At 72.0% G+C, this 24,744-nt stretch carries 21 protein-coding genes and 1 pseudogene; 4 read left to right on the top strand and 18 right to left on the bottom strand.

The genetic code is table 11. The features are described from left to right. From G6031_RS05695 to G6031_RS05685, 3 genes are all read left to right on the top strand, one after another. A partial coding sequence (locus G6031_RS05695) for a hypothetical protein (protein ID WP_206682143.1) occupies positions 1 to 305 on the top strand: 305 nt, incomplete at its 5' end. Between the two features lie 73 nt (positions 306 to 378). Further along, the gene (locus tag G6031_RS05690) at positions 379 to 1,047 is read left to right on the top strand and encodes a HemK2/MTQ2 family protein methyltransferase (RefSeq protein ID WP_179523923.1); all 669 of its coding nucleotides are present in this window, start codon (positions 379 to 381) and stop codon (positions 1,045 to 1,047) included. 40 nt (positions 1,048 to 1,087) lie between these two features. Beyond that, a complete protein-coding gene (locus G6031_RS05685; RefSeq protein ID WP_179526061.1) occupies positions 1,088 to 1,303 on the top strand; it encodes a CDGSH iron-sulfur domain-containing protein in 216 nt (71 codons plus the stop codon). Positions 1,304 to 1,535: 232 nt separating this feature from the next. On the opposite strand, the gene G6031_RS05680 is transcribed toward G6031_RS05685, so the two are convergent. The 6 genes from G6031_RS05680 to G6031_RS05655 form a co-directional block, all read right to left on the bottom strand. Then, positions 1,536 to 2,540, bottom strand: a complete 1,005-nt coding sequence (locus G6031_RS05680) for an iron-containing redox enzyme family protein (RefSeq protein ID WP_179523924.1) — start codon at positions 2,538 to 2,540, stop codon at positions 1,536 to 1,538. A 69-nt stretch (positions 2,541 to 2,609) separates the two neighbouring features. Further along, complete coding sequence (locus G6031_RS05675; RefSeq protein WP_182652727.1) at positions 2,610 to 3,800, bottom strand: amidohydrolase; 1,191 nt, start codon at positions 3,798 to 3,800, stop codon at positions 2,610 to 2,612. Next, the gene (locus G6031_RS05670) at positions 3,778 to 5,655 is read right to left on the bottom strand and encodes a prolyl oligopeptidase family serine peptidase (RefSeq protein WP_182644003.1); all 1,878 of its coding nucleotides are present in this window, start codon (positions 5,653 to 5,655) and stop codon (positions 3,778 to 3,780) included. The genes G6031_RS05675 and G6031_RS05670 overlap by 23 nt, the downstream gene beginning before the upstream one ends. Continuing rightward, positions 5,648 to 8,266: a carboxylate--amine ligase/circularly permuted type 2 ATP-grasp protein gene (locus tag G6031_RS05665; protein ID WP_182652726.1), complete on the bottom strand. Its 2,619-nt coding sequence runs from the start codon at positions 8,264 to 8,266 to the stop codon at positions 5,648 to 5,650. Before G6031_RS05665 ends, G6031_RS05670 begins: the two co-directional genes overlap by 8 nt. Before the next feature lie 58 nt (positions 8,267 to 8,324). Further along, complete coding sequence (locus tag G6031_RS05660; RefSeq protein WP_182652725.1) at positions 8,325 to 10,910, bottom strand: carboxylate--amine ligase/circularly permuted type 2 ATP-grasp protein; 2,586 nt, start codon at positions 10,908 to 10,910, stop codon at positions 8,325 to 8,327. 58 nt (positions 10,911 to 10,968) lie between these two features. Continuing rightward, positions 10,969 to 11,769, bottom strand: coding sequence for a crotonase/enoyl-CoA hydratase family protein (locus G6031_RS05655; RefSeq protein ID WP_182652724.1), 801 nt, complete (start codon positions 11,767 to 11,769; stop codon positions 10,969 to 10,971). Positions 11,770 to 11,982: 213 nt separating this feature from the next. Between G6031_RS05655 and G6031_RS05650 the strand changes: the two genes are divergently transcribed. After that, on the top strand, positions 11,983 to 12,696 hold the full coding sequence (locus G6031_RS05650; RefSeq protein ID WP_187702079.1) for a GntR family transcriptional regulator: 714 nt from the start codon (positions 11,983 to 11,985) through the stop codon (positions 12,694 to 12,696). A gap of 130 nt (positions 12,697 to 12,826) precedes the next feature. Here G6031_RS05650 and G6031_RS05645 read toward each other — a convergent pair whose 3' ends face one another. The 12 genes and pseudogenes from G6031_RS05645 to G6031_RS05590 form a co-directional block, all read right to left on the bottom strand. Continuing rightward, on the bottom strand, positions 12,827 to 13,681 hold the full coding sequence (locus tag G6031_RS05645; RefSeq protein ID WP_347238446.1) for an oxygenase MpaB family protein: 855 nt from the start codon (positions 13,679 to 13,681) through the stop codon (positions 12,827 to 12,829). Positions 13,682 to 13,753: 72 nt separating this feature from the next. After that, positions 13,754 to 14,359 carry a hypothetical protein gene (locus G6031_RS05640; RefSeq protein ID WP_182652722.1) on the bottom strand — a complete coding sequence of 202 codons (606 nt, stop codon included), beginning with the start codon at positions 14,357 to 14,359 and terminating at the stop codon, positions 13,754 to 13,756. Further along, positions 14,349 to 15,563 carry an MlaD family protein gene (locus G6031_RS05635; RefSeq protein ID WP_182652721.1) on the bottom strand — a complete coding sequence of 405 codons (1,215 nt, stop codon included), beginning with the start codon at positions 15,561 to 15,563 and terminating at the stop codon, positions 14,349 to 14,351. Before G6031_RS05635 ends, G6031_RS05640 begins: the two co-directional genes overlap by 11 nt. Beyond that, complete coding sequence (locus G6031_RS05630) at positions 15,560 to 16,660, bottom strand: MlaD family protein (protein WP_182652720.1); 1,101 nt, start codon at positions 16,658 to 16,660, stop codon at positions 15,560 to 15,562. Before G6031_RS05630 ends, G6031_RS05635 begins: the two co-directional genes overlap by 4 nt. 5 nt (positions 16,661 to 16,665) lie before the next feature. Then, complete coding sequence (locus tag G6031_RS05625) at positions 16,666 to 17,775, bottom strand: MCE family protein (RefSeq protein ID WP_182652719.1); 1,110 nt, start codon at positions 17,773 to 17,775, stop codon at positions 16,666 to 16,668. After that, entirely contained in the window at positions 17,766 to 18,809 is a 1,044-nt protein-coding gene (locus G6031_RS05620) for an MlaD family protein (RefSeq protein WP_182652718.1), read from the bottom strand. Before G6031_RS05620 ends, G6031_RS05625 begins: the two co-directional genes overlap by 10 nt. Then, complete coding sequence (locus G6031_RS05615) at positions 18,806 to 19,852, bottom strand: MCE family protein (protein ID WP_182652717.1); 1,047 nt, start codon at positions 19,850 to 19,852, stop codon at positions 18,806 to 18,808. The genes G6031_RS05620 and G6031_RS05615 overlap by 4 nt, the downstream gene beginning before the upstream one ends. Further along, positions 19,849 to 21,156, bottom strand: coding sequence for an MCE family protein (locus tag G6031_RS05610; RefSeq protein WP_182652716.1), 1,308 nt, complete (start codon positions 21,154 to 21,156; stop codon positions 19,849 to 19,851). Before G6031_RS05610 ends, G6031_RS05615 begins: the two co-directional genes overlap by 4 nt. Before the next feature lie 8 nt (positions 21,157 to 21,164). After that, positions 21,165 to 21,956, bottom strand: a complete 792-nt coding sequence (locus tag G6031_RS05605) for an ABC transporter permease (RefSeq protein WP_241734227.1) — start codon at positions 21,954 to 21,956, stop codon at positions 21,165 to 21,167. Positions 21,957 to 22,047: 91 nt separating this feature from the next. Beyond that, positions 22,048 to 22,857: an ABC transporter permease gene (locus G6031_RS05600; protein ID WP_179523939.1), complete on the bottom strand. Its 810-nt coding sequence runs from the start codon at positions 22,855 to 22,857 to the stop codon at positions 22,048 to 22,050. Positions 22,858 to 22,898: 41 nt separating this feature from the next. Then, positions 22,899 to 24,494, bottom strand: coding sequence for a fatty-acid--CoA ligase FadD5 (gene fadD5, locus G6031_RS05595; protein ID WP_182610219.1), 1,596 nt, complete (start codon positions 24,492 to 24,494; stop codon positions 22,899 to 22,901). A gap of 39 nt (positions 24,495 to 24,533) precedes the next feature. After that, positions 24,534 to 24,744 (bottom strand): annotated as a pseudogene (locus G6031_RS05590) (enoyl-CoA hydratase); the annotation flags it as partial.

Raw genomic sequence — 24,744 nt, 5'->3', positions numbered from 1 at the left:
CACCACCGGTGTCCACCCAGCTGCCCGCGAACGTCGTGGGCGCCGGCGGGCCCTGCCACCTGGTCGGCGAGCTCGCCCAGGCCGGGGACGGGTCGCCGTTGTTCTGCCTGGAGGACCCGGGTGGGGCCGGCCCGCTGTGGCTTCCGCAGCCGGAGGGATCGGGCCCGGACGGCACCGGCCCGGCCCTGCTGGGCACGCCCTGCATGCAGCAGGACATCGCGGTCACCGCCCCGGACGGCACCGTCCTGACCTGCCGACTGACCGGTGGCGGCGACGTCCCCGGCGGGCTGTACTGGCAGCGTTAGAGTCCCAGCGGTTGCAGGCGTCCGGGTACGTCGATTGACTGGGCCTCATCCGACGACCCTCACCGGAGGCCCGATGACCCAGACACGGTTCGCGCACATCGAGGTCGACGACGGTGTCTATGCGCCGCAGTCCGACTCGTGGCTGCTCTGCGAGGCGCTGGACCACGCTGATCTGGTCACGGACAAGCGGGTCCTCGACATCTGTACAGGTAGCGGGATCCTCGCCATCGAGGCGGCGCTGAAGGGTGCGCGGGAGGTCCTCGCTTTTGACATCTCCCCCGCCGCCGTCGCGTGCGCGACCCGTAACGCCGAGCGTGCCGGGGTTCGGGTGGACGCGCGCGTGGGGACCCTCGCCGACGCCCGCCGCGCCGGGCCGTTCGACGTGGTGGTCTCCAACCCGCCCTACGTCCCCTCGGACAAGCCCCTGCGCGGGACCGGACCCAACCGGGCCTGGGACGCCGGCGCCAACGGGAGGGTGGTCCTGGACGAGCTGTGCGATCTGGCCCCGGACCTCGTGGCCCCCGGCGGGAGCATGCTCATCGTCCACTCCGAGTTCTCGGACCCGCCGCAGACCATCGAGCGGCTCGGGCGGGTCGGGTTCGAGGCCCGTCAGGTCGCCAGCCGGGTCGTGGAGTTCGGTCCCGTCATGCTCGCGTACGCCGAGCGACTCGAGGCGGCGGGCCTGCTCGAGCCCGGGCGGCGGGTGGAGGAACTGGTGGTGGTCCGTGTCGATCGCAGGTGAGCGCGAAGCGCGGGTCGTCCGCATAGTCCCCGGCGGGCCGATGCTGGTGGAGGGGCCTGTCGACCTGATCACCGACGACGGAGCCCGCGTGTGCTCCGACCGGTTCATGGTGGCCGTGTGCACGTGCCGGCGCAGCAAGACCTACCCGCTGTGCGACACCAGCCACCGGCGCAAGATCCGGGCCACCCCTCCCGAGACCGCTGCCGAAGCCGCTGCCGAGACCCCCACCGACACCTCGGCCGGCACCGACGACTGAGCCCGCGCCGGGTCGCGCCCCCCACTCCTCTCCGCAGCCGCTCCCCGGCCCACTCTTCTCCGCAGCCGCTCCCCTCGATGAACGCCTGCGTGCCCCATTGCGCGCGCCGGAGTGCATCGCCGCGGGCGGCTGTACGTCAGGCGCTCAGGCGCACGAGCAGATGTCCCGCCGGGTGTGCAGGCGCGCGAGCGGATGCCGCGGTGTGTCGGCGTGAGCGGGACACGCCCGCACGTCAGGGCAGCAGCGAGGAGTCCCCGCGGCCCCAGGCGGCGAGCATCTCGTCCGCCGCCAGCTCATCGAGGTAGTCCAGCGTGCGCATCCCGAACACCACGTCGGCCGCCAGGTGCGGCTCCCGGTCCACCAGATCCCCCACGACGTCGTGGCGCATCACCTGCTCGTGCACCGCGTCGGCCTCCACGTGCTCGGCGTAGAAGTGCACGCACTCCTCCGGGGCCCCCATCCGCCGCAGGCCCGCCACGAGCCGCGCCGATCCGGGGGACGAGGTGATCTCGATGGCGGCGAAGTGGCCGATCGCGGCCCCGCGCAGCGACCGGTGCAGCCCGAACAGCGACATCAGGTTGACGGTCGACAGCGTCGCCGCCGACACCCGGTCCAGATATCCCAGGTAGGTGGGGTCCAGCTCGGCGGCCCGCATGAGGTCGGCCCACAGCTGCTGGTGAACCCGCTCGCCGCGCCCGCCGCCGAACTCGTCGAACTCCACGGCGACGAACGAGGCCTTGGCCTGCCCCTGCAGTCGGGGGATGGCGAACGCGTGGGGGTCGCCCTCCTTGAGGTGGTACAGAGACCGGTGGGCGAAGTACTCGCGCAGCTGGTCCCAGGTGCCCTCGTCCTTGAAGTACCAGGACGGGCCGGTGCCGGAGGTCGCCTCCACGGACAGTGCGTCCATCTCCGCCACCGGGTCCTCGCCGGGCTCGACGGCTCCCCGGAGGTGATCAAGGAACAGGGACTCCAGTGCGCGCCGCAGCCGCAGGAGCTCGGGGTCCCATTCCAGGTCGGCGTCGACCCCGGCGAAGCCCCGGTAGTGGAGCTCGTAGAGCGTGTACAGCGCGAGCTGCAGATCGCGGCCCAGCGGATCGGTGTCCGCCGGCACGCCCGGGAGCCCGTCTGTCCGGCCCGTCGACAGCGCCGTGACCACGGCCTGCGAGAGCGGCCCGCTCGCCGCGGGCAGGGTCGGGGCGGAGAAGGTCGGGGCGATCTCGGTCGGGGCGGCTGTCATGCCCCTCTGTCTACCCGCGATCGCGGTGGTCCTCCACCGGCTCGGCGGGCCGCTCACCCCGTCGGCCGGTCATCCCGCGGGTCGGTCCGTCCTCGCGAAGGCGTCGAAAATCCTGGCGCCGTGGGGCAGTGCGGCCTCGTCCAGCACGAACCCGGGATGGTGCAGGTCGGTCTCCTCGGACTCGCCGTCCCACACCCCCAGCCGCAGGTAGACGCCGGGGATCTCCTCGGTGTACCAGGCGAAGTCCTCGCCTCCGCTGGACTGGACGGCGGTGCCCACCCCGTCGGCACCGAGCACCTGCTCGACGGCCGACGCGGCCAGGTCGGCGCAGGTCTCGTCGTTGACCACCGGCGGCACGCCCTGGACGTAGTCGACCTCGGCGCGGACCCCGTAGGTCGCGGCGATCGTCTCGACGGCCTCGCGGACGACGGGCTCCGCCGTGGCCCACACGTCGCGGTCGGCGCTGCGCAGCGTGCCCCACAGCTGCCCCGAGTCGGGGATGACGTTGGGTGCGGTCCCTCCGGCCTTGACCGAGGCCCAGGTCAGGACCGTGCCCGAGCGCGGATCGATCGTCCGATCCACCACGGCGGTCACCCCCGTGACGATCTGCGCCAGGGCGAAGACCGTGTCCTGGGTCTCGTGCGGCCGGGCGGTGTGCCCGCCGTCCGAGTGGACCGTGATGCCGATCTTGGCGTTGGACGAGGTGATGGCGCCGCCGGTGACGCCCACCTCGCCCACGCGGCGGTGCGGGTCGCAGTGCAGGGCGATGATGCGGTCCACGCCCTCCACCACGCCCTCCTCGACGCAGTCCTTGGCCCCGCCCGGCATGGTCTCCTCCGCCGGCTGGAAGATCAGGCGCACGGGTCGCGGCGGCGGGTCGGCGACCAACAGTTCGGCCGCGCCCAGGAGCATCGCGGTGTGGCCGTCGTGACCGCACGTGTGGGCGACGCCGTCGACCTCCGAGGCGAAGGACTCGCCGGAGTCCTCGCCCATGGCCAGTGCGTCGATGTCCGCGCGCAGGGCCACGACGTCGGTCGCGGTGGCGCCGTCGGCGGCCGGGACGTCGCACCACAGGCCGGTGCCGATCCGGAACCGCTTGGGCGTCAGCCCCATCGACCGGAGCTCACCCTCGATGTAGTCGGTGGTCTCGGTCTCCTCGTAGGACAACTCGGGGTGGGCGTGGATGTGGCGCCGCCACCCGATCAGTCGTCCCTCGAACCCGTCCGCGTCGCCGGGTTCACTCTTCTTGCGTCCGAACACCGAACACCTCCTGACAGAAGTCGACCACCCGGTCTCCGAGCAGCTGCCTGTTGGCCAATTTCACGAACTCGTGACCCTCGTCCTCGAAGAGCAGCACGTCCACCGGTACGCCGCGGCGACGCAACGCCTCCACGGCCTGCTCCGTCTCGCTGAGCGGCACATTGGTGTCGTGTGCCCCGTGGACGAAGAGCACGGGGACGTCGACATGGTGATACAGATGTAGCGGCGACGCCTCCCTGAGTAGTTCCCGCTCCTGCAGCGGGTTCCCGTACTTGGGATAGGCGGCGGCGGCGATCCACGGCTCGGTGGTGCGGTAGAAACTCTGGAGATCGCTCATCCCGCACGCCGCGATGCCCCCTCGCCACCGCCCGGGGTGCCGGACCAGGGTCGCGTTCACCAGATACCCGCCGTAGGAGCGGCCCGAGACCACCGCCCGGTCGGGGTCGGCGATGCCCGCCTCGACCAGGTGCAACAGCGCGTCCTCGACGTCGTCGATCCCCGCGAAGCGGCCGTAGCGGTCGTCGGCGTGGCTGAAGAAGCGTCCGGACCCCGTGGACCCACGCACGTTGGGCGCGAAGTAGGTCACGCCGATGTCGAGGTACCGGCGGGCGAGGTCGTTGTACCCCGGCCGGGACTGTCCCTCGGGCCCGCCGTGGAGGTACACGACCGTGGGGGTCGGTTCGTCGGCCGGGTCTGCGCGGTACAGCCAGCCGGACAACTCCAGCCCGTCGCGGGCCGTGAAGTGGACCAGCATCGGTGCCGGATCCGGTTGCCTCGGCGGCTCTCCCGTCCACCTCCGCCGCTCCACGTCGTACATGACGATGCGCGGCGGCTGGTCGAGGCTCTGCACGGTGAGCGCCAGCAGACGGCCGTCGGCGGTGAGGGTGGGCGAGGACGCCACGACCTCGGGGAGCGGCGGTCTGACGATCACCCGCGGCCGGTCCCCGCTCAGGTCGAGCACCTCGATCTCCGACAAGCCCCCGCGGACGTTCCACAGCAGCACCGCCGTCGAGCGGTCCAGGCTCACCTCCACCCGGTCCAGGTCCGCGTCCTCGCGGTAGGCCACCGGCCAGGACTCCGTGCTCTCCTCGTCCGCGACCACCGCGATCAGGCCCATGCGCTCCGCGGAGTGGTCGCTGCGGACGATCATCCTCATGGGCCGGTCCTCGCCCCCGGCGTCGAGGATCACGCCGGCGTCCGTGGTGGACCCGGTGTCCACGGGCAACAGCGGCCACCAGCGGCCGTCCGGGACGATCCGGAGCAGTTCGCGGTGGCCGCGGGCTCCGACCCGGAACAGGGCCGCGCCGTCGCGGGCGTGGACGAGCGCGCCCCCCATCCGGCTGTCGACCACCGTGCTCTCGCCCGTCTCCGGGTCCACCAGCCTGCCCTCGGCCAGTCCCTCGGAGTCGAAGGCGGTCAGGGCCAGCAGGTCGCCGTCCCAGCAGACGATCTGCTCGGTGGCGTCGTGGTGGGTGTCGATCGGGTAGACGTCCTTGTCCGCGGGATCGGTCGTGACCAGCCAGATCCGCTCGCGCTCACCGCCGTCGGGTGCCACCTCACAGGCCAGCCACTTGCCGTTGGGAGAGTAGGCGACTCGACGGACCGGGCCGTTGACGGGCAGCACGACGTCGCGCTCCGGCCCTGCCCCGTCGAGGCCCCCCAGGCCCAGTGGCCGCTGCACCGCCCGCGGGTATCCGGTGCGCTCGGTGACCACGCACGCCAGCATCGACCCGTCCGGGGACAGGCACGGAGAGGTGGTGTGACGGATCGCGTCCGGCCCCCCGGCGGCGTCGTCGGGTGGGCCCGCGACGTCCAGGGACTCGGCCTCCTCGGTGATCTCGGTCGTGTCATGCACGGTGGATCCAGGTGTCCTTTCCCCCGCCCCCGCTCGAGGCGTTGACGACCATCGTGCCCGCCGGAGCCACCCGTGTCAGTGCGACGGGCGGGGCGGAGGCGAGGATCTCACCCGAGTCCCCGGGTCGGAGCATGACGAACGCCCGCATGTCGACGTGTCGGCGCTGGAGTTCCTGCCCGTCGAACGTCGGCAGGGTGGACAGGGCCTGGACCTCCTGTGCGACGAATCGCTCGCCGTGCCGCCTCAGCTCGTCGCGGCGCTCGTCGAGCTCGCGGGGCGTGCACTCGGGGCCGACGGTGATCCCGGAGCCCCCGTACCCGTCGATCGGCTTGACCACGAGCTCCCCCAGCCGGTCGAGGACCTGCTTCCGCTGCTCGGGGTCGGAGCAGAGATAGGTGTCCACCTGACCGATGAGGGGCTTCTCCCCCAGGTAGAAGTTGATGATCTCCGGCACTCGCGCGTAGATCGCCTTGTCGTCCGCCGCGCCGTTGCCGGGGGCGTTGACCACGGCCACCCCGCCCTCCGCCATCGCGCCGAGCAGACCGCGCCGCAGAACGGTTCCGTCGGCCCCCTCGGAGGAGAGCAGCATCTCCTCGTCCATACGGACGTAGAGCACGTCGACGGGGCTGCGCTCGTCGCCGTCGACGCGCCACAGTCGACTGTCCTCGACCACCAGGTGGTCGGGGGTGACGAGCGGGCCGCCGATCGCGGCCGCGACCTGGCCCAGGTCGAAGGATCCGAGCTCGTCCTCCGCGATCACCACCGCGATCGCGGGATCGTCGACGCCGTCCGGCGCGGCCGCGCGCAGCGTCTGCGTCAGCATGTCCAGGCCGACCCGGGGATCGTGGATCTCGGACCGTGCGCCGAACTCGGGGAAGCCCTCGCTGATCCGGTCGCGCAGCGCGACCGCCATGGCCAGTCCGCCGGCCATCCGCAGGTTGTCCTCGAGGACCACCCACTCGCCCGGGGCGGTGGACACGAGGTCGACCCCGCACACCGGGGCGTGCAACGCCCCGGCCGGGACCGACCGGCCGGTGGGACGGAAACCCGGTGCCCGCTCGAGGGCCTCGGCGGGGACGACACCGGCCCGGGTGATCTCGCCGGGGCCGTAGATGTCCCGGAGGAACAACTCCATCGCGCGGGCGCGCTGCTCGATCCCCGCCGAGATCCGCGCCCACTGGTCGGCCGGGATGATCCGCGGGACCGCGTCCAGCGGGAACACCTGCGGCTCGTCCCTGCCGTAGACCTTGAGCGTCACCCCGAGGTCGCGGAGGCTGTCGTCGACCGTGTCCTTGCGCTCACACAGGGTCTCGGGGCCCAGGTCCGAGACGGCCTTGAGCACGTCCACGTACTCGGGCCGCGGCACGCCGTCCTCGGTGATCGCCTCGTCGTGCACCTCCTCGGTGACGGCCTCACCCAGCGGCGAGTAGGAGGCGAGCATCGACCGCATGCCGCGGTCGTCCGCCACGTCGCGGGGCCGGATCCGGTCGACGGTCTCCGCCAGCAGGACGGCCACCACGTCGCCACGCCTCCCGCGACGGCGGTGGGCGGCGCGTTGGCGGGCCGCCGAGGTGCCGGCCCCGCGGATGCCGTCGAGGAGATCGTGGACCAGCTCGAGCTCGCCGCCGGCGCGGAGCTGCCCGGTCAGCCCCTCCACCAGGTCGTTCAGGAGCTCGGACGCGGGTCGCGGGCGTCCGGTGGTCACGTCCACCAGATCGCCCTCCATCCCCGATCGGGCCGCCCGCCAGAACGCCGCGTCGAGGACGGTGGGCGACGGATCCTCCCAGTGGTCGCCGTGGTCCGCGCGCTCGGCGAGGATGCGGTCGACCGTGGCGCGGAACAGGGCGGCGACGACGACGAGGGTGTCCACCGTGCTACACGAGTCACACGCTCCCAGTTCCACCCCTGCGCCGTCCCGGGACGGGCGGAGGTCGATGTCGATCGACTCCCGGTCCACCACCACCCCGGTGCCGAGTAGTTCGTCCTCCGCCGCCTGCACACCCTCCGCGGTGTCGGCGGGGACGACCGTGAGGTGCGCGGGCGACCACCTCGCCTCGAACGTCCGTGTGGAGGCGTACCCGGAGTCTCCGCCGTCGGCCCAGTAGGGAGAGCTGGCGGCCATGGCCAGCAGCACGGGGGCCACGGCGACCGCACGCCGCGCGACGTACTGCGCCTCGTCGGCGTCCGCGACCTCCACCACCACGCGGAACCTCGCCGCCGCCCGGGTCTGGGACTCGCGACCCGGGGCGGGGTGGGGCTCCTCCGGGGTGGGGTCGAACTCGACCCCCGGTGAGGCGAGCGAACCCGCCGCGACCACCCCGGTGCGGATCCCACCTCCCGCCCTGGCCAACCGGGACCGGGTGAGTCGGAGTGCCTCGGCGAGCTCGGCGAGCCCGGTGTGGGCGCCGACGTCCGACACCACGAGCGCGCCGTGGCGGGCCGAGACCGCATGGGCGCCCACAGCATCAGCCGCAGCGCCGCCATCCGTGCCGCCGCCCCCCTCGCCGGCGGCCTCGAGCACCTGGGGTGCGCGCCGTACCGGTCGTCGGGTCCGCAGATCGACGAGGTGGAGTTCCTCCTCGATCCTGATCCATCGCTGTCCATCGGTCATCGGAGTCACGGTAGGGGAACCGTTCGGGGTCCGCACCCGCGGCGGGGGGCGCCCGGGGTCAGCGCATGATCCACGTGTCCTTGCCGCCACCCCCGCGGGAGGAGTTGACGATCAGCGACCCGGCGGGGGCCACCCGGGTGAGGCCGGCCGGGACCGCGTGGGCCGTCGTCCGGCCTCCCTCGCGCCTCAGGTGGGCGAAGGCGCGCAGGTCGACGTGCCGCCTCTGCATGCGGGTGCCGTCGAAGGTCGGGAGCGTCGACAGGGCCACCACCTCCTGGGCGATGAAGCCCTCGGGCCGGGTGAGCAGCTCCTCGCGTCGTGCGGCCAACTCCGCCTCGGAGCACTCGGGCCCGATGGTGATCCCCAGCCCGCCGTACCCGTCGATCGGCTTGACCACCAGCTCCCCCAGCCGGTCCAGCACGAGGTCGCGTTGGGTGCGGTCCGCGCACAGGTAGGTCGGCACCTGCTCGAGGACCGGGGCCTCCCCCAGGTAGAAGTCGATCATCGCGGGCACGGAGGCGTACACGGCCTTGTCGTCCGCCACCCCGTTCCCGAGGGCGTTGGCCACCGTCAGCCGCCCCCCGGCGAGGGCGTCCAGCAGGCCGTCCCGCAGCGGCTCGCCGTCGAGTCCGGGGGAGCTGAGCAGCATGTCCTCGTCGATCCGCGCGTACACCACGTCCACCCGCTGGAGTCCGTCGCGGGTCCTGCGGTGCAGGATCCCGTCCCGGAAGACGACCTCGTCAGGGGTGACGAGTGGCAGGCCGGTCCGGTCGGCGATCAGGCGGTGCTCGAACCACGCCGAGTCCGCCGAACCGGAGGACATCACCACCACGTTCGGGGTGTCGCCCGCCGCCGGCGGTGCCGCCGCCACGAGGGTCTCACGGATCATGGGGAAGGCCTGGTCGGGTGAGTGGAGATCGAACTCGTCGACCAGGTCGCCGAACAACGCCGACGTCATCTCGCGGTGGGCGGTGGAGAAGGCGACACCGGACGGCACGCGGACGTTGTCCTCGAGGACCAGCCACCGACCGTCGTCCGCGCACACCAGGTCGATCCCGCAGATGTGCGCCCGGATCCGGTCCGCCCCCAGCGCCCGCCCGGTGCTCCCGCGGAACCCCGGTGCCCGATCGAGGGCCTCGGGGGCGAGGTGCCCGGCGGCGAGGAACTCCTGCTCGCCGTAGACGTCGTCCAGGAACGCGTCGAGGGCGCGGGCGCGCTGCTCGATCCCGGCCGCGAGCCGCGACCAGGTCTCCGAGGTGATGATCCGGGGGACGAAGTCCATCGGGAACGCGTGGGGACGCTCCTGGCCCGTGACCCGGAAGGTGACCCCGGCGACCGAGGCCTCCTGCTCGGCCCGCACCTGCCGCGCCCGGAGCCTGACGGTCCCGATCCGCTGCAGCGCCGTCAGGACGGGGTCGTACGGGGCCCGCGGCCGCCCACCGGCCTCGACCGCCTCGTCCCAGCTCGGGTCCTCGTCCAGGCCCTCGATCGGGAGGTAGACACCGAACAGTCGCGAGTGCGCGTCCGGGACGGGCGAACGGGAGCCGCTGGTACCGCCGGTCTCCACCACCAGCAGGTCCACGACGTCCTGGACGTGGGCCCGGCGGCGCAGGGTCTGCCGCTGACGGAACGCGCTGCTGCCGTTGTAGAGCGCGTCGTCGACCAGCGCGCGCACCGTGTCCAGGTCCCCCGTGCCGGACAGCTGCTCGGCCAGGGAGTCGACCAGGTCGGTGATGACGTCGGCCGCCGGACGGGGGCGGAAGGTGACCGGGTCGACCAGGGCGCCCTCGAGACCGGATCTCGCGGCGCGCCACAACGCGGCCCGGAGCCTGGTCTCCACGGGTGCGGACGGCTCCGCACCCCGCGCCAGGGCCTCGGCCTCGCGCTCGACCAGCGCCCGGAACAGGGTGGCCACGAGGGCAGTGGCGTCGGCGGAGGGGCACGCGTCGCACACCAGGATCTCCACCGACCGCCCGTCCGCGCCGGGTTGGATCCCGAAGCCGACCATCGAGGCGTCGGTGATCACCCCGCTGCCGACGAGGTCGTCGACGAGTGCGTGGTAGTCGTGCGCCGAGCACACGCCCGCCACCGGCGCGGTGGTCGGCCACTGGGACGCGGCGACCGAGCGGCAGCTGGCGTACCCGGAGTCGGATCCGTCGCGGAGGAAGGGCGAGCTCGCGGTGAGCGCCAGGAACACCGGGAGGTGTGGGGCGATCCGGCACGCCAGGGCGACCGCCTCGTCGGTGTCCACGGCATCCACCCGGATCCGGGTGCCGCAGTAGATCTGACCGCGGGCCAGGAACTCGTAGTCCGCCAGCAGCCGGCGCATCCGGGGGCTCTCGTCGACCAGCGCCGACCCCGGGGGGACCAGCGGGACCGCTCCCGCGGCCGCCACCGTGAGGCCGCGGCCCTCGCCCACCCGGCGCAGTCCCTCGCGCGCCTCGTGCAGCCCGGAGCGCAGGCCCGAGGCCGTGTGGGCCGGACGGGTGCGCGTCCGGATCACACAGTTGCGCACCTCGTCGGCAGCGACGTCCGCTGATCGGTGGGCCAGCAGCTCGGACGCCCTGGGCGTGAGCTCCCGACTCTCGGAGTCGAGGACCTGGAGGTCCTCCTCGATCACCGCTGACCTGAACTGGGCTCCCATGAAGGAAATGTAGTGCGGGCGGGCGGGGTGCACATCCGGTCGGGATGTGGGATGGGTCTCAGCGCGCCTTCCAGACCGGAGCCCGCTTCTCCGAGAACGCACGCGGGCCCTCCATGGCGTCCTCCGACGTCATGACGGTGATCATCTCCGTGTCACTGACCTTCCAGCGGTCGTCCTCCGCCGGGCGTGTCCCGTCGCTGATGCCCAGCGCGACGCGCTTGCTGGCCTGGACGGCCAACGGGGCGTTGGCGGCGATCACGCCGGCCAGCTCGAGCGCCGCGTCGAGCAGGTCCCCGGCCGGGACCACCCGGTTGATCAGATGCAGGTCCAGTGCGCGCTCGGCCGTGACCGGCTCACCGGTGAGGATCATCTCCATGGCCACCCGGTGGGGCAGCTGAGCCGGCAGCCGGAACGCACCGCCCGCCGCCGCGATGAGGCCCCGCCTGACCTCCGGCAGTCCGAAGACCGCGTGATCGGCGGCCACCACGAGATCGCACGCCAGCGCGATCTCGCAGCCCCCGCCCAGCGCGGTGCCGTTGACCGCGGCGATCACCGGCACGGAGACGTGATGCTGCATCATGCCCGCGAAACCCCACTGGCGGTTCTCCGCCGGGAAGATGTCCTCTCCACGGGAGATCGCCTTGAGGTCCGCACCCGCGCAGAACGACTGCTCCCCCGACCCGGTGAGGACGACCACCCGGATCTCCGGGTCCGTGTCCGCCTCGTCCAGGGCCCGCCCGAGCAGCGTGCTCACCTCGCCGTTGACGGCGTTGCGGGCCTCGGGGCGGTCGAGGGTGACGAGCAGGATGTGATCGCGGCGCTCGGTGCGGACGGCTGGACGGGTCTCGGATGAGGTCATGCCCCCAGTCTCGCCCGGCACGTCGGCACACGCGGGCGAAACGCCCACCTCCCCCGGGCCGGTGCGATGCGCGAGACCCTCCACCGGGGCCATACAGCGGGGGAGAGGCGCTCACCCCTGCTGGGCAATCGCACACTCCTCGGATATATTTGATTTCGATTCTCGGCCGAGGCCCCTCGGTCGTTCGTGATCCCCGGAGATGAGGTGGCGGATATGGCCGCAACACGACTCGCGCAGCGTCCGCAGCTCTCCGAGGAGGTCGCGGACCACGTCCGGACCCGGATCATGAGCGGCGAGGTGCGCCCCGGGGACTTCATCCGTCTGGACGAGACCGCGGCCGCTCTCGGGGTGAGCGTGACCCCGGTGCGCGAGGCCCTGCTGACCCTGCGCGGGGAGGGGTTGGTCGATCTGGTCCCGCGACGCGGTTACCTGGTCTCGCCGATGAGCAGGCAGGACGTCGAGGACATCTTCTGGCTGCAGGCCCGGCTGTCCAAGCGGATCGTCGACCGTGCCATCACCCGGTTCGACCAGGCGGCCCTCGAGCACCACGCCCGCCTGGTGGAGGACTTCGAGGCGGCGGCCGTGACGGGCGATCCGGACCGTGTGGTGAGCGCGCAGTACGCCATCCACCGCTCGATCAACCGGGCGTCCCGGTCGGACAAGCTGTCCCGCTTCCTCAACAACGCCGCGCGCTACATGCCCTACCGGCTCTACGCCGAGGATCCGGACTGGCGGTCCACCGCGCTCGAGGACAACAGGCGGATGCTCGAGGCGCTGCGCACCGGCGACGTGGAGACGGCCCACGCCGTGGTCGACAGGGAGTTCACCAACGGCGCCGACCTGCTCATCGCGCACCTCCAGCGCGCCGGCGTGTGGGACGAGGACCGCGACGAGGACCGGGGCCCGACGCTGGTCGCGCAGGCCTGACCACCCGGCACTCGCCGCGCAGACCTGACCACCCGGCACTCGTCGCGCGGGTCCGACCCGCGACCACCGGAGGCCGGGGCGACACCGCCCCGGCCTCCGCCGTCTCATCTCCGACGTGAGCCCCGGGACGTCACATCAGCGGCCGTCCGGTTCGCAGGCGCCACTTCAGGTCCAGCAGCAGCACCCGGTAGGTGAGGGTCCGGACCGGGTACGGGAGCATCCGGTTGGCCGCCGCGGTGAGCGCCAGGAACCGCTCGAAGCGCCGCTGGTCCCGCGGGTCCCACGCCAGCCCCAGCGCGTCGCGGAACTCGCGGTGCAGGAACCCGGTCGTCACCCACTTGTTCAGGCGCCCGAACAGGACCGTCGTGGGCTGCGGCAGCATCCGGAGCTCCGTCAGACCCACCAGGTGTTCGCGTACCGGGTCGTCGAATCGGATCCGGGACTTGCCCTCGTGCCAGTAGTCGTCGAACTCCGCCCGCGTCGCCGGCCACTGGTCGGCGCGCACCTGGAGCGTCGTCCCCAGAGACGGGGCGGAGCGGTAGAAGGCCTCGCGGTCGGACTCGGTCATGGGTCCGTGCAGCCACTCGAAGACGTCCTCGAATCCCACGTACAGACAGGCGGCCACCCACATCTGGAGCTTCGGGTCCACCGCGCTGTATTTGACCGGACTGTCGGGTGTCGAGTGCACCCGACGGTGGATGCGGGTGACCTCCTCGCGGTAGACGCGCTTGTCGTCGTCGCTCCCCAGCGTGGCCACCGCCAGGTACTGGAAGGTCGTCCGGGCCCGCTTCAAGGGCCTCTTGTAGACGTTGCCGGTGTCCACCCGGCTCTCGCGTACCCCCCAGCCCACCTCGGGCCAGGACAACTGCATGATGACGTTGGCGACCCCGCCGGCCGCACCGATCGAGTCGAGGGCGTCGGGGAGGACGGGCGGTCGACGGCGTGGGGTGGGCGGGGCGGGATTGCGGTGCAGTTCGGTGATCACGTGGCGGTTCTCCTCGGGTATCGGTGTCGTTCGGTCGGCGGTGTCGGATCAGGCCGGTTCGGCGGTGTCGGATCAGGCCAGTTCGGCGGAGTCGAGCAGCCAGCGGTTCCCGTCGCGGACCAGGGTCACGACCATGCGGCTCGCGTCGACCCGGCCCTCGGGCACGGTGACGTTGGTGATCTCCTGATCCAGGAAGACCAGCACCACGGCGCTGCCGGTGTCCACGCTCTGAACCCCCGCGTGGGTCACGGTTCCGGTCGAGGTGCCCTGTCCGTTGGTGAGCAACTCGCGCAGCCCCTCGGAGACCTCGCGATAGCGGTCGGCGAACTCCGGAGTGGCGTCCGCCACGACCGCCTCGATGTTGGCGTCCACGTCGGCGTGGTCGTAGGAGGCGAGTTGGACGACCAGGCGGGTGGCGTCCTCGACCGCGCTGCGTCGGAGTTCGTCCTCCCGGTGGTCCGACCACACGAGGTAGCCCAACCAGGCACACGCGGCCACCAGTGCCACCACGACCACAGCGCTCACGATGCGAGCGGAGTTCCTCCGCGGGGGGGTCGTGCCCTCCACGGGATCGTCGTCCACCGTGGAGGTGTCCGCCCGGGCCTTGTCCTCCGGGACGTTGTTCTCCCGGGCCCTGCCCTCCGGGACGTTGTCCTCCCTGGGTGCCTCAGCCGCCATGACGCAGTCCTTCCATCATCGTCGCCCAGTACGCGGCGATCTCCTTGCCGGTCGGGACGAGCAGGGGGTCGACGGCCATGTCCGGGCCGATCCTGGTGCCGGGTTCGGTCGCGCCCGCCAGCCCCTCGTCGTTCGGTCGGGGAGCCGCCCGCGACCCCCGCTGTTCGAGGTCCTCGCCCGGTGGGCAGTACAGCCGCAGGTTCGGCTCTCGCGGGGAGTGGTCGAGGACGTCGCGGGGTTCGTACGGGTACACGCACACCGGCCCCTGGGTGGCGACCAGCTGGAAGTCGGCGCGCCCGTCCCGCACGGTCCCCGCCAGGGCGCGAAGTCCCCGCTCGCCCTGGGTGAGACCGGCCTCCCAGGCGGGTCCCCGATCCCGGAACACTGGTGTGACGACGAGGGTGTTGGCGAGCAGACCGGCCGCGTCATCCCGGTTGGCGTCGAGGAGCTCCTGCGCGCGAATCATCGCCTCGGGTGAGCGGTCGAGGAGGTACACGAGGGTGTCCTCGCGGCGGGCCAGCTGTTCGGCGACGTCGCGGACCACCGAGGCCGAGCCGCTGAGGGGATCCGGGCGGGCCGCCAGTGCACGTACGGTCACGAGCCCGTCGCCGACGAGCCCGCGGAACGTGGGTGCCCGCTCGGACAACACCGCCGTGAGCAGCGCGGTGTCCTCGAGGATCGCGCCCAGCCGCGGGCCGTTGCCCTCGAGCGCGGTGGCCACGCTGTCCCCGAACGAGGCCAGTGACTCCGGGTCCAGTGCCCGCAGCGAGGTGTCGATGTCCGCGATGAGATGCTCGATCGCCGCTGGTTGCTCGTCCTCGGGGACCAGCAACTCACCACCTTCTCCCAGGTATGGGCCGGCGCCACTCGTCGGCCGGACGTCGAGCCGGTTGTCTCCCAGCGCCGTACTGGTCACCACCCGGGCATGGGCGCTGGCGGGTATCAGGGTGCCGTCGATGATCCTCAACCGGAGCTGCACCCCGCCGACCCCGTCGAGCACGGCGTCCTGGACCTCGCCCACGTCGACGCCGCGATACGTCACGCGCACCCCGGGTCCGACACCCCGCGCGTCCTCGACGTGTGCCACCACCCGGAAGCCGCTCGCCACGTCCGCGTCCTCCCCGATGTACCGGATGCCGTAGCCGATGGCCACCACGGAGATGAGCGCGAACAGCAGCGCCTGGGCGATGATGTGACGGTTCACCGCGCACCCCCCACCGGAGGCTGGGCGTCGGGGGGTCCGGTGGCACCGAGCGGCAGCGGTCGACCCGCGCGCGCCTCGCCGCCGGTACCCATGGCATCCAGCGACCCAGGGAGGTCGAGCGCGCCGTCGAACATCATGTGGTCGCCGCGGATCGCGATGTCGAAGTTGGTGACGAAGCGCTGCAGGGCGTCGAGGGTGGGGGCCACCTCGTCCCCGAAGCCCTCCATGTCCTCGAGCAGGACGGTCAGTGTTCGCAAAGACGGCGTCAGGCGCCCGTCCGTGGCCGAGGTGAACTGCTCGACCTGCACGGTCAGGGCTGTGGTGGTGTCCATGAGTGCGGTGATCGTCTCCCGACTTGCCGCCGCCTCCGAGACGAGGTCGGCGGACACCTGCATTCCGCGGTCGATGAGCTCGCGGCGACCGGCGAGCGAGGCGTTGACCCGGTCCAGGGCGAGGATGGTCCGGTCGATCTCGTCGCGGTTCGCCTCGTACAACTCCAGGGCGCGGTCCCCACGTTCCCGGATGCGCCCGATCTCCTCACCGCGCCCGTCCAGGGCCACGGTGAGCTCCTCCATCACCGAACCGAGCTGCGCGATCCCGCTCCCGTTGAGCAGCAGGCCCAGCGAGGCGAGGCTGGACTCGAGATCCGGACCGACGCCGGTGTGCGCCCGCGGAACGAACCCCGTGTCCTCGAGCAGCGCAACGATCGCGGGCGCCTCCGGCGGGGTGAGCGCGATGAACGGGCTACCGAGGGCGGTAGGCAGGCGGATCTCGGCGAACACGCCGGCCGGGACGCCGGAGTCGCCCTCGAGTCGGACACCGATCACGGCCTCCGTGCCGTCGGTGCCGACACTGCGGACCCGGCCGACGAGGCGTCCGCCGTAGCGGACCTCCGCACCGGGTGCGAGCCGGTCGGCGCGCTCGAATCGCATCTCCACGTCCGCCGAACCCTCCCCGGTGTCCATCCCCAGGGGAACGGACTGGAGTGCGAGCTGCGGGGTGTTCACGGCCACCGTCGCCGCTCCCCCGAGCAACACCAACCCGAGGAGGGCCACGAGTCCGCGCACCAGGTGCGGACGGGTTCTGGTCTCACGCATGGCGCTCACCCACCCCCCGCGACCCGGTCGAACGCCCCGAGGAGGCCGATCGGGTCACTCTGTTCGACCGGGAACATGAGCGGGTTGGTCAGGCCGGCGCCCGTGCACAGTGGGAGCGGCTCGCGTTGGCAGAGCTCGCGTCCACGGGCGAAGTGGGTGATGTTGGACGAGACGTTGAGGCGGATGCGCGCCCGGCCGTCGGGTCCGATCCCGGCCGCGAGGTTCTCCATCATCACCGGGTACAGATCCAGGAACTCCGCGAAGTCCGCGCGGTGGCGGGCGTACAACGCCGTCACCTCGCGGGTCGCGGTGGTCGTCGCGGTGATGTCGTCCCCGCGCGCGGCGACGATCGCGTCGAGTTCGTCGAGGATCACACGGAGGTCCTCCGCCGGGGCCGCCACGTCGATCTGGTCGTCCCGGAGCTGCCGACCCAGGTCGTCGAGTCCCAGCACGAGGTCGCGCATGGTCTGGTCGCGACCGCCCGCGGCGTCCATCAGCACCGCGAGCTCGGTGACGATCGCGTCGAGATCCTCGGCCCGGTCCCCGCCCACCGCCGAGACCGTGGACAGGTTCCTGATGGCCCGGCTCAGCGTCTCCCCCCGGCCGTCGAGGGCCTCGGCCCCCCGGTCGAGACCACGTGCCACCTCGTCGGCTCCGGGCGAGAACGCCGAGCTCAGGGTGTCCAGGCTGGAGACGAACTCGTCGAAGTCGAGGGGTGCCCGCGTCCGCTCGGCCGGGATCACCCCGTCGTCCGGGAACGTCGGCCCGCCCACGTAGGCGGGGGTGAGCTCGACGAACCGGTCGGCGATGACGGCCGGGTTCATCACCACAGCCCCCACGTCCGCGGGCAACCGCGTACCGGGCTCCAGTGAGAGCCGCACCCGTGCGAGGTCCCCCGTCGGCTCGACCTTCTCGACGATCCCCACCTCGACCCCCACGATCCGGACCTGCGAACCGATGTACACGCCCTCGGCGGAGGCGAACTCGGCCGTGATCACCTGGCGACCGGCGTCTCCCCGGGCGTCGGAGAGCAGATAACCCAGCGCCAGGACGGCGGCGAGGGCGATGGCGAGGATCGCCACGACCCTGGCCCGGCTCACGCGTCTCAGTTGCATCCGTCCATCACCCCCAGGGCGCAGAGCGCCGAATCCGGGATCGGGCCGGTCGGTGTGGCGACGTCCGTCCACGGTCCGTTACCGGTCGCGTCCGTGACCGCGCGGAGCCCGGGTGGCATCCGGGTGAGCACCTCGTCCATCGCGTCGATGTTCCGTTGGTAGGTCTCGCTGATCGAGCGCATGTTGCCCAGCAACCGGTCCACGTCCTCGGCCTCCTCGTCGAGCAGCACCCGCACCCGGGTCGCGAGCTCCTCCAGCGACGACACGAGCGAGCTGAGCGCCTCACGGCGCTGGGTGAGCACGGTGACCAGGACGAGTGACTGGTCGGTCAGAGCTCGGATACTCGCCTCCTGCGAGACGAGGACCCCGGCCAGCTCGCGGGTCGTGGTGACCACGCCGGACATCCGCGCGTCCTCGCGGGCGAGGAGACCCAGGGCCGCGGAGACGTCGTCGATCGACTGACCGGCGGCCCCGGCGTCCTGCGGCAGGATGCTGTCCAGGCTGTCGATCATCGCGCTGACGGCCGTCGTGTCGAGCTCCTCGGCCAGGTCCGTGACCGCCCCCCCGATGTCGTCGATCATGTAGGGCGAGGTGGTGCGTTCCACCCCGATCCGCTGTCGCGGGCCCAGGTCCCCGCCGCCCGCCGGCGTGACCTCGAGGAACCGGTTCCCGAGGATCGACTTGAGACCGATCGTGGCGGTGCTCGCCTCGCCCAGGTCCTGGCCCCGGTCGAGCCGGAACCCCACCACCGCCAGCCCGTGCTCCAACGTCAGGGAGTCCACGCGGCCACTGGGCACGCCGGCCACCAGGACCGGGTCCCCCGTCCGTAACCCCCCGGCGTTGGCGAACTCGGCCGCGTAGTGGTCGGTGCGCAGGACGTACCACAGTCGGGGCAGGGCCATGCTCGCCGCGAAGACCGCGATGACCAGCAGGATCGATGTGGCTCCCACGAAGACGGTGTTGCCGCGACGGGTGTGCCTCGGGTCGCGGACGAGGTCGACCAGACTCTCCCGCACCATGGTGATCGGACTCATCGGCACGCCCCCGAGTTCCGGTAGCCGAACAGGCTGGTCTCCCAGTCGTCCCACTTGACCGTGAAGTTGCACATGTAGAGGGCCAGGAAGCCACCCTTCTGAGCCTGGGCGTTGACCTCCCGGGCGAACAGCGGGGCCTTGCCCATCGCGGTGTCGAACGCCGGGGTGTTGGGGATCCACCCGTCGGTCGTGTGACGAGTGGCGTCCACGCTCGCGCGGAGATCCGGCTCGGTCTCGCGGAGCATCGAGGCCAGTGTCGCGGTGGCCGCGTCCCCGCGCTCGATGAGCACCGCGAGGTCGTTCCCGCCGCCGTCCGCGAGCGCCCCGGAGACGGTGTCGAGTCCCCTGACCAGCCGCTGGAGGTCCTCCTCCCGCTCGGTGAGCGTGGTGTTGAGCGCCATGATGTTGTCCGCGAGCCGGGTGTACACGTCCTGTCTGCCGACGATGTCCCGGCTCAGCAGCGCCAGGCGGGCGAGCAGGACGTCCATGGCACCCGGTTCACCCTGGAACGCGGCGACCACGGTGCGCGAGAGGGTGTTGACCTCGTCCGGCCGCACCGCCTCGAACAGCGGCTTGAACCCGTTGACGAGCGCGGTGAGGTCCACGGGATCGGTGGTGGCCTCCAGCGGGATGCGCGTCCCCTCCGGCAGCGGGTCGGCACCGCCGACGGCCGGTCCGCCGTCCGGTGGGGGATCGAGGGAGAGATAGCGGATGCCCAGCATGTCCCCGTATCGGACCGACGCGCGGGCACCACCGGTCACCGGGCTCGCGCGCCCCACCTCGAAGTCGACCACGGCGATGATCTCGCCACCGGGGCCGACCTCACGCTCGACGCCGAGCACCCGGCCCACGCGGACGCCGGCGACCGTGACCTCGGAGCCCGGGCCGAGCCCGCCGACGTCGGTGAACTCGGCGCCGTACGCCCGCGCTCCCCAGCCGATCGGCACCCGGAGCGTGTTGACCACCAGCACCGTGCACAGGACCCCGACCAGGCAGTAGACGAAGAGCCCCAGGGCCGGACGCAGACCGCGGTGACTCGTCATCGGATCGTCACCTCGGTGCCCCGCACGAGCGGACCGAGCATGGTCCACGCCGCGGCATCGGGCGCGACCTCGGGATCGGCGGGCGGAGGCACGGGCGATCCGGGCTCGGACGCGGCGGCCGCCTGGAGTTCCCGGATCAGGTCCCGCTCCGAGGCGGCGGCGACCGTGAGACCGGTCCCGCGGCGGGGGGACGCCGCACCCGAACACGTCGACCCCGCCAGGTCGGGATAGCGGGGGCAGTCCTCGGGCCCGTACGGCATGGGGTCGGAGAACGACGGGACCGCCGTGATGTTGAACCGCCCCGTGGAGAACGCCGCCTCCCCGGCCTCCCCCATGGGGCGCATGGCGTAGAGGGTCCGGATGACCCCGTGCGGGTTCCGGGCGGTCCGGTCGAACACCACCCCGGTGTCGTCGACCAGTCGGATCGCACCCGTCACGGTCCGGTCGGCCATGTGCGCGCCCGACCCGGTGACCGCCAGGCCCGCGTCGAGCAGCCGGCCGAGCGAATCGGGTCGGTCCACCACGATCTGCGAGAGCCGCGTCGCCTCCTGCAGGGTCTCGAGGATCACCGGGCCGGCCGCGGCCAGGTCCTCGGTGAGGTAGGCGAGGGCGGAGGACGCACCGGCGGTCTCCTCCAGCGCGGGCGACAGGTGCCCACCCGCCCGGTCCACGTCCCCGATGACCCTCCCCAGCATCTCGCCCCGGCCGTCGAGGGCCCGATCGAGTGCGGTGAGCGTGACCTGCAGACGGTCGGGTTCGATGGAGACCAGCAGGTCGCTCGCGCGGGTGAACACGTCGTAGAGGAGCACGGCCTCCTCGGAGCGGTCGGCGGCCAGGACGTCTCCGCTGTCGAGCCCTCCGGCGGGGCGCGTCGTCCCCGGCTCGCCCGGGGTCACCAGGTCCAGGCGCACGTCCCCGAACAGTGTCCGCGGGACCGCACGGACGACGACGTCGGAGGGGATGCGCTCCGCGTGCTCCGGGGCGATCAGCATCTCCACCCTGGTGCCCGGCTCACCGTCGCCGCCCGGGGCGTCGGTCGGGGCGTCGGTCGGGGCGCCACCCGAGACGTCATCTGAGACCTCACCCATGGACGCCCGCACGTCACCCACCTTCACCCCGAGGTGATGGACGGGGGCGTGGACCGGGACCCGGCCCGCCTCCGAGGGCAGCACCGCCGTCACCGTCGCCCCCGGGTCGAGGACGCCCGCGCCCCGTGCGACGAGGAACCCCGCCAGCACCACGGCCACGACAGTCGCGACCAGCCCGCGGACCGCCAGCGTCCGCTCAGCCGTCGGTCCCGCCACACGCCGCCTCACGTGATCCCCAACGCCGGGACCTCGGGCACCAGGCCCCACAGGGCGAAGGTGAGCACGATGTCGATGAACCCGATGAGGAGGATGCTGGTCCGCAGCGCACGGCCCGCGGCCCGCCCGACGCCCTCGGGGCCGCCCGTCGCGTGATACCCGTAGCTGCAGTGCACGAGCACGATCACCAGGGCGAACACCACCGCTTTGATCAGCGAGTAGAGGACGTCCTCGGGTCCCAGGGTGATGTGGAAGAAGTAGTCGTAGGTACCCGCCGAGCCGCCGTTGACGTGCACCACCACCACCCGTGTGGCGATGTACGTCGCCACCAGTCCGACGGCGTACAGCGGCACGATGCAAATCATCGTGGCGATGACCCGGGTCCCGGCCAGGTAGGGGATCGTCGGCACGGACATCGCGTCGAGGGCGTCGATCTCGTCCGAGATCCGCATCGAGCCCAGCCGGGCGGTGAAGCCGGTGCCCACCTTGGCGGCCAGGGCGATGGAGGCCACGACGGGCGCGAGTTCGCGCGTGTTGGCCATCGCCGAGAGCATCCCGGACAGGCTCGTCATGCCGATCAGGTCGAGCCCGCGGTAGGTCTCGACGCCCACCATGATCGCCGCGACCGCGGACATGGCCAGGACGATCCCGATGGTGCCGCCGCCCGCGATCAGCGAGTTGGAGCCGAAGCCCACGTCGACGACCTCTTTGACGACCTGCTTTCGGTACCGCACGAGCGCGGTGGGCAGCGTGAGGATGACCCGGCCCGCGAAGCTCACGTGGCGGCCGACCTCCGCCATCCCCGACGAGGCCCGTGCCAGGCCCGCGGCGGGCCGGGACGCCCGGAGCTTCTGCACGGCGCTGGTGTCGGTCACCCGGAGCGAGGCCATGTCAGTACTTCCCGACCGACGGCACGACGAGCCCGTAGACCGCCGACAGGACGGTGTTGATCACGAACACGGTGACGAAGGCCAGGACCACCGTCTCGTTGACCGCGTCCGCGACCCCGCTCGACCCGCCTCTGGCGTGCAGTCCCTTGAACGTCGCGATCAGGGCCGAGACCACCGCGAACGCGACCGACTTGGCCATCGCCATCCACAGGTCGGACGGGCGGCCGTACGCGCTGAGCGTGGACAGGAACGCCCCGGCCGACTCCCCCTGGCCGTACACCTGATAGATCAGACACGCGGTCACCCCCATCGCGGTGACCAGGGCGCACATCACCAGGGAGACCAGCACGGTCGCGATGACGCGGGGCACCACGAGCCGCTCGATCACGTCGAGCCCCATGACCTCCATGGCCTCGACCTCCTCGCGGATGGTGCGGGAGCCCAGGTCCGCGCAGATGGCCGAGCCGCCGACCCCGGCCAGCATGAGCGCGCAGACCAGCGCCGACGCCTGCCCCACCACGACGAAGGCCACGACGGCGCCCGCGTACCCGGCCGCCCCCAGTCGGCCCGCCAACTCCCCCACCGACACGGCGACGAGCACGCCGACCGGCAGCATCAATAGCAACGCCGGCACCGAGCACACCCGCGCGACGAACAGGGCCTGGTCGCGGGTCTCGGCGAGCGAGAGCCGCCCCGTGGCGACCGTGCGCACGCAGCTCAGCAGGGTGAACACCGAGTAGCCGACCAGCGATCCGACCTGTCCCGCCAGATCGACCACCGGGCCTCGGCCCGCGGGGAGTTGGAAGACCATGTCAGTGGTATCCGGGTTCCGACGTCGACTCGGCCGCCGGGTCAGACACCCGTGGAGCCGTGCTCCGAGCGGAGCGCGCCCTTGACCACCTTGCCGCTGGCGTTGCGCGGCAGCTCCTCCACGTGCACGAGGTGCTTGGGCAGCTTGAAGCCGGCCAGTTTGTCGCGTAGCCACCCGGTCAGCTCGTCGAGGGTGATGTCCGCGCGGCCCTCCTCCTCGTGCTGGGCGACCACCGCGACGGGCACCTCGCCCCACTTCTCGTCCTTGCGACCGATCACCGCGACCTCACGGATCCGGGGGTGGCCGGCGATGACGTTCTCGACCTCGGCGCAGTAGATGTTCTCGCCGCCGGAGATGATCATGTCCTTCTTGCGGTCCACGACGTAGACGAAGCCCTCGTCGTCCATCCGGACCAGGTCACCGGAGTGGAACCAGCCACCCTCGAAGGCCTCCGCGGTCTCCGCGGGCTTGTTCCAGTAGCCGGACATGGTGGTGGGTCCGCGGTAGACGATCTCGCCCACCTCGCCGGGACCGACCGGCTCCCCGAACGCGTCGATCACACGGGCCTGCAGGGTGGGGATGACCTTGCCGACCGACCCGAGCTTGCGGATCGCGTCGTCACCGTCGAGCGCACAGGTGATGGGGCTCATCTCGGTCTGGCCGAACACCGCGCAGTTGAGGGCGTCCGGGAACGTCTCGGACATGGCGCGCAGGATCGTGTCCGTGGACGGGGCCGCACCCCACGAGATGTTGCGCAGCACGAGCGTCCGCGGGCGGGCCTTCTGCTCGGCGCAGACGGCCTGCCACTGCACCGGCACGAGGAAGACGCTGGTGATCCGCTCCGCCTCGAGGGTGTCGAGCAGGGCGGACGGGTCGAAGGCCTGCAGGGGGTGGACCACCGTGACGCCGCCGAGCTGGAGACTCGGGGCGATCGAACCGAGCGCCGCGATGTGGAACATCGGGGCCGCGCACAGTGCGCGCCCCTCCTCGTCGAAGAGCCGGAACACCCGGATACAGGTCAGGGACTGGGCGGTGAGGTTCTCGTAGGAGAGCATCGCGCCCTTGGGCCGACCCGTGGTGCCCGAGGTGTACATGATGAGGGCGGTGGAGTCCTCCGGGACGTCGACCGGCGGATGCGGTTCGCCCTCCTCGGCCAGCGCGTCGGCGAAGGTGGTCTGGTCCTCCGTTCCGGACTCGCCCCCGATGACGATGTGGTCTCCCGGCTCCTCACCCTGGGCACGGATCGCCCCGACGAGCGGGGCGAGCAGGGCGTCGGTGACGACGACCTTCGGCGCGCAGTCGCTCACCAGGTAGGCCAGCTCGGCCGGGGTGAGGCGGAAGTTCACCGGCACCGCGATGGCACCCAACCGGTTGATGCCGAGCACCGCCTCGACGAACTCCGGGTTGTTGAGGGTGATCAGCATGACCCGATCACCCCTGGCGACCCCACGACGGGCCAGCGCGTCAGCGAAGAGACCGCTGCGCTCGTGTAGCTGCGACCAGGTGGTGGTCTGGCCGAGGTAGCGCAGCGCCTCGCCGTCGGGGTTCATCTCGGCGTGGGTGGCCACCCACGTGTTCCAGTGGTTGCGACGGGCGGCGTGGAGTTCCGCGACGGGGTCCATGGTGGCGGTGGTCATGATTCGGCCTTTCGTGGGCGGTGGGGGTGGAGGACCGGGTCAGGAGAAGTCGGGGCGTCTCTTCTCGAGGATCGAGGCGACCCCTTCGGCGAAGTCGTCGGACACCAGGAGCTCGCACTGTCCCTCGTGCTCGCGGGCCAGCGCGGCGTCCAGCTCGGCGAGTGTGGCCCCGGTGACCGACTTCTTGGTGAGTTCCAGGGCGCGGCGGGGGCCGCGGGCCAGCCGGCGGGCGAGCGTGGCGGCGGCGGGG

Source organism: Dietzia sp. CQ4, from assembly GCF_014145125.1.
Taxonomy (GTDB): domain Bacteria; phylum Actinomycetota; class Actinomycetes; order Mycobacteriales; family Mycobacteriaceae; genus Dietzia; species Dietzia natronolimnaea.
The sequence above is the reverse complement of the archived record's forward strand: the minus strand, read 5'-3'. Positions and strand labels throughout refer to the sequence as shown.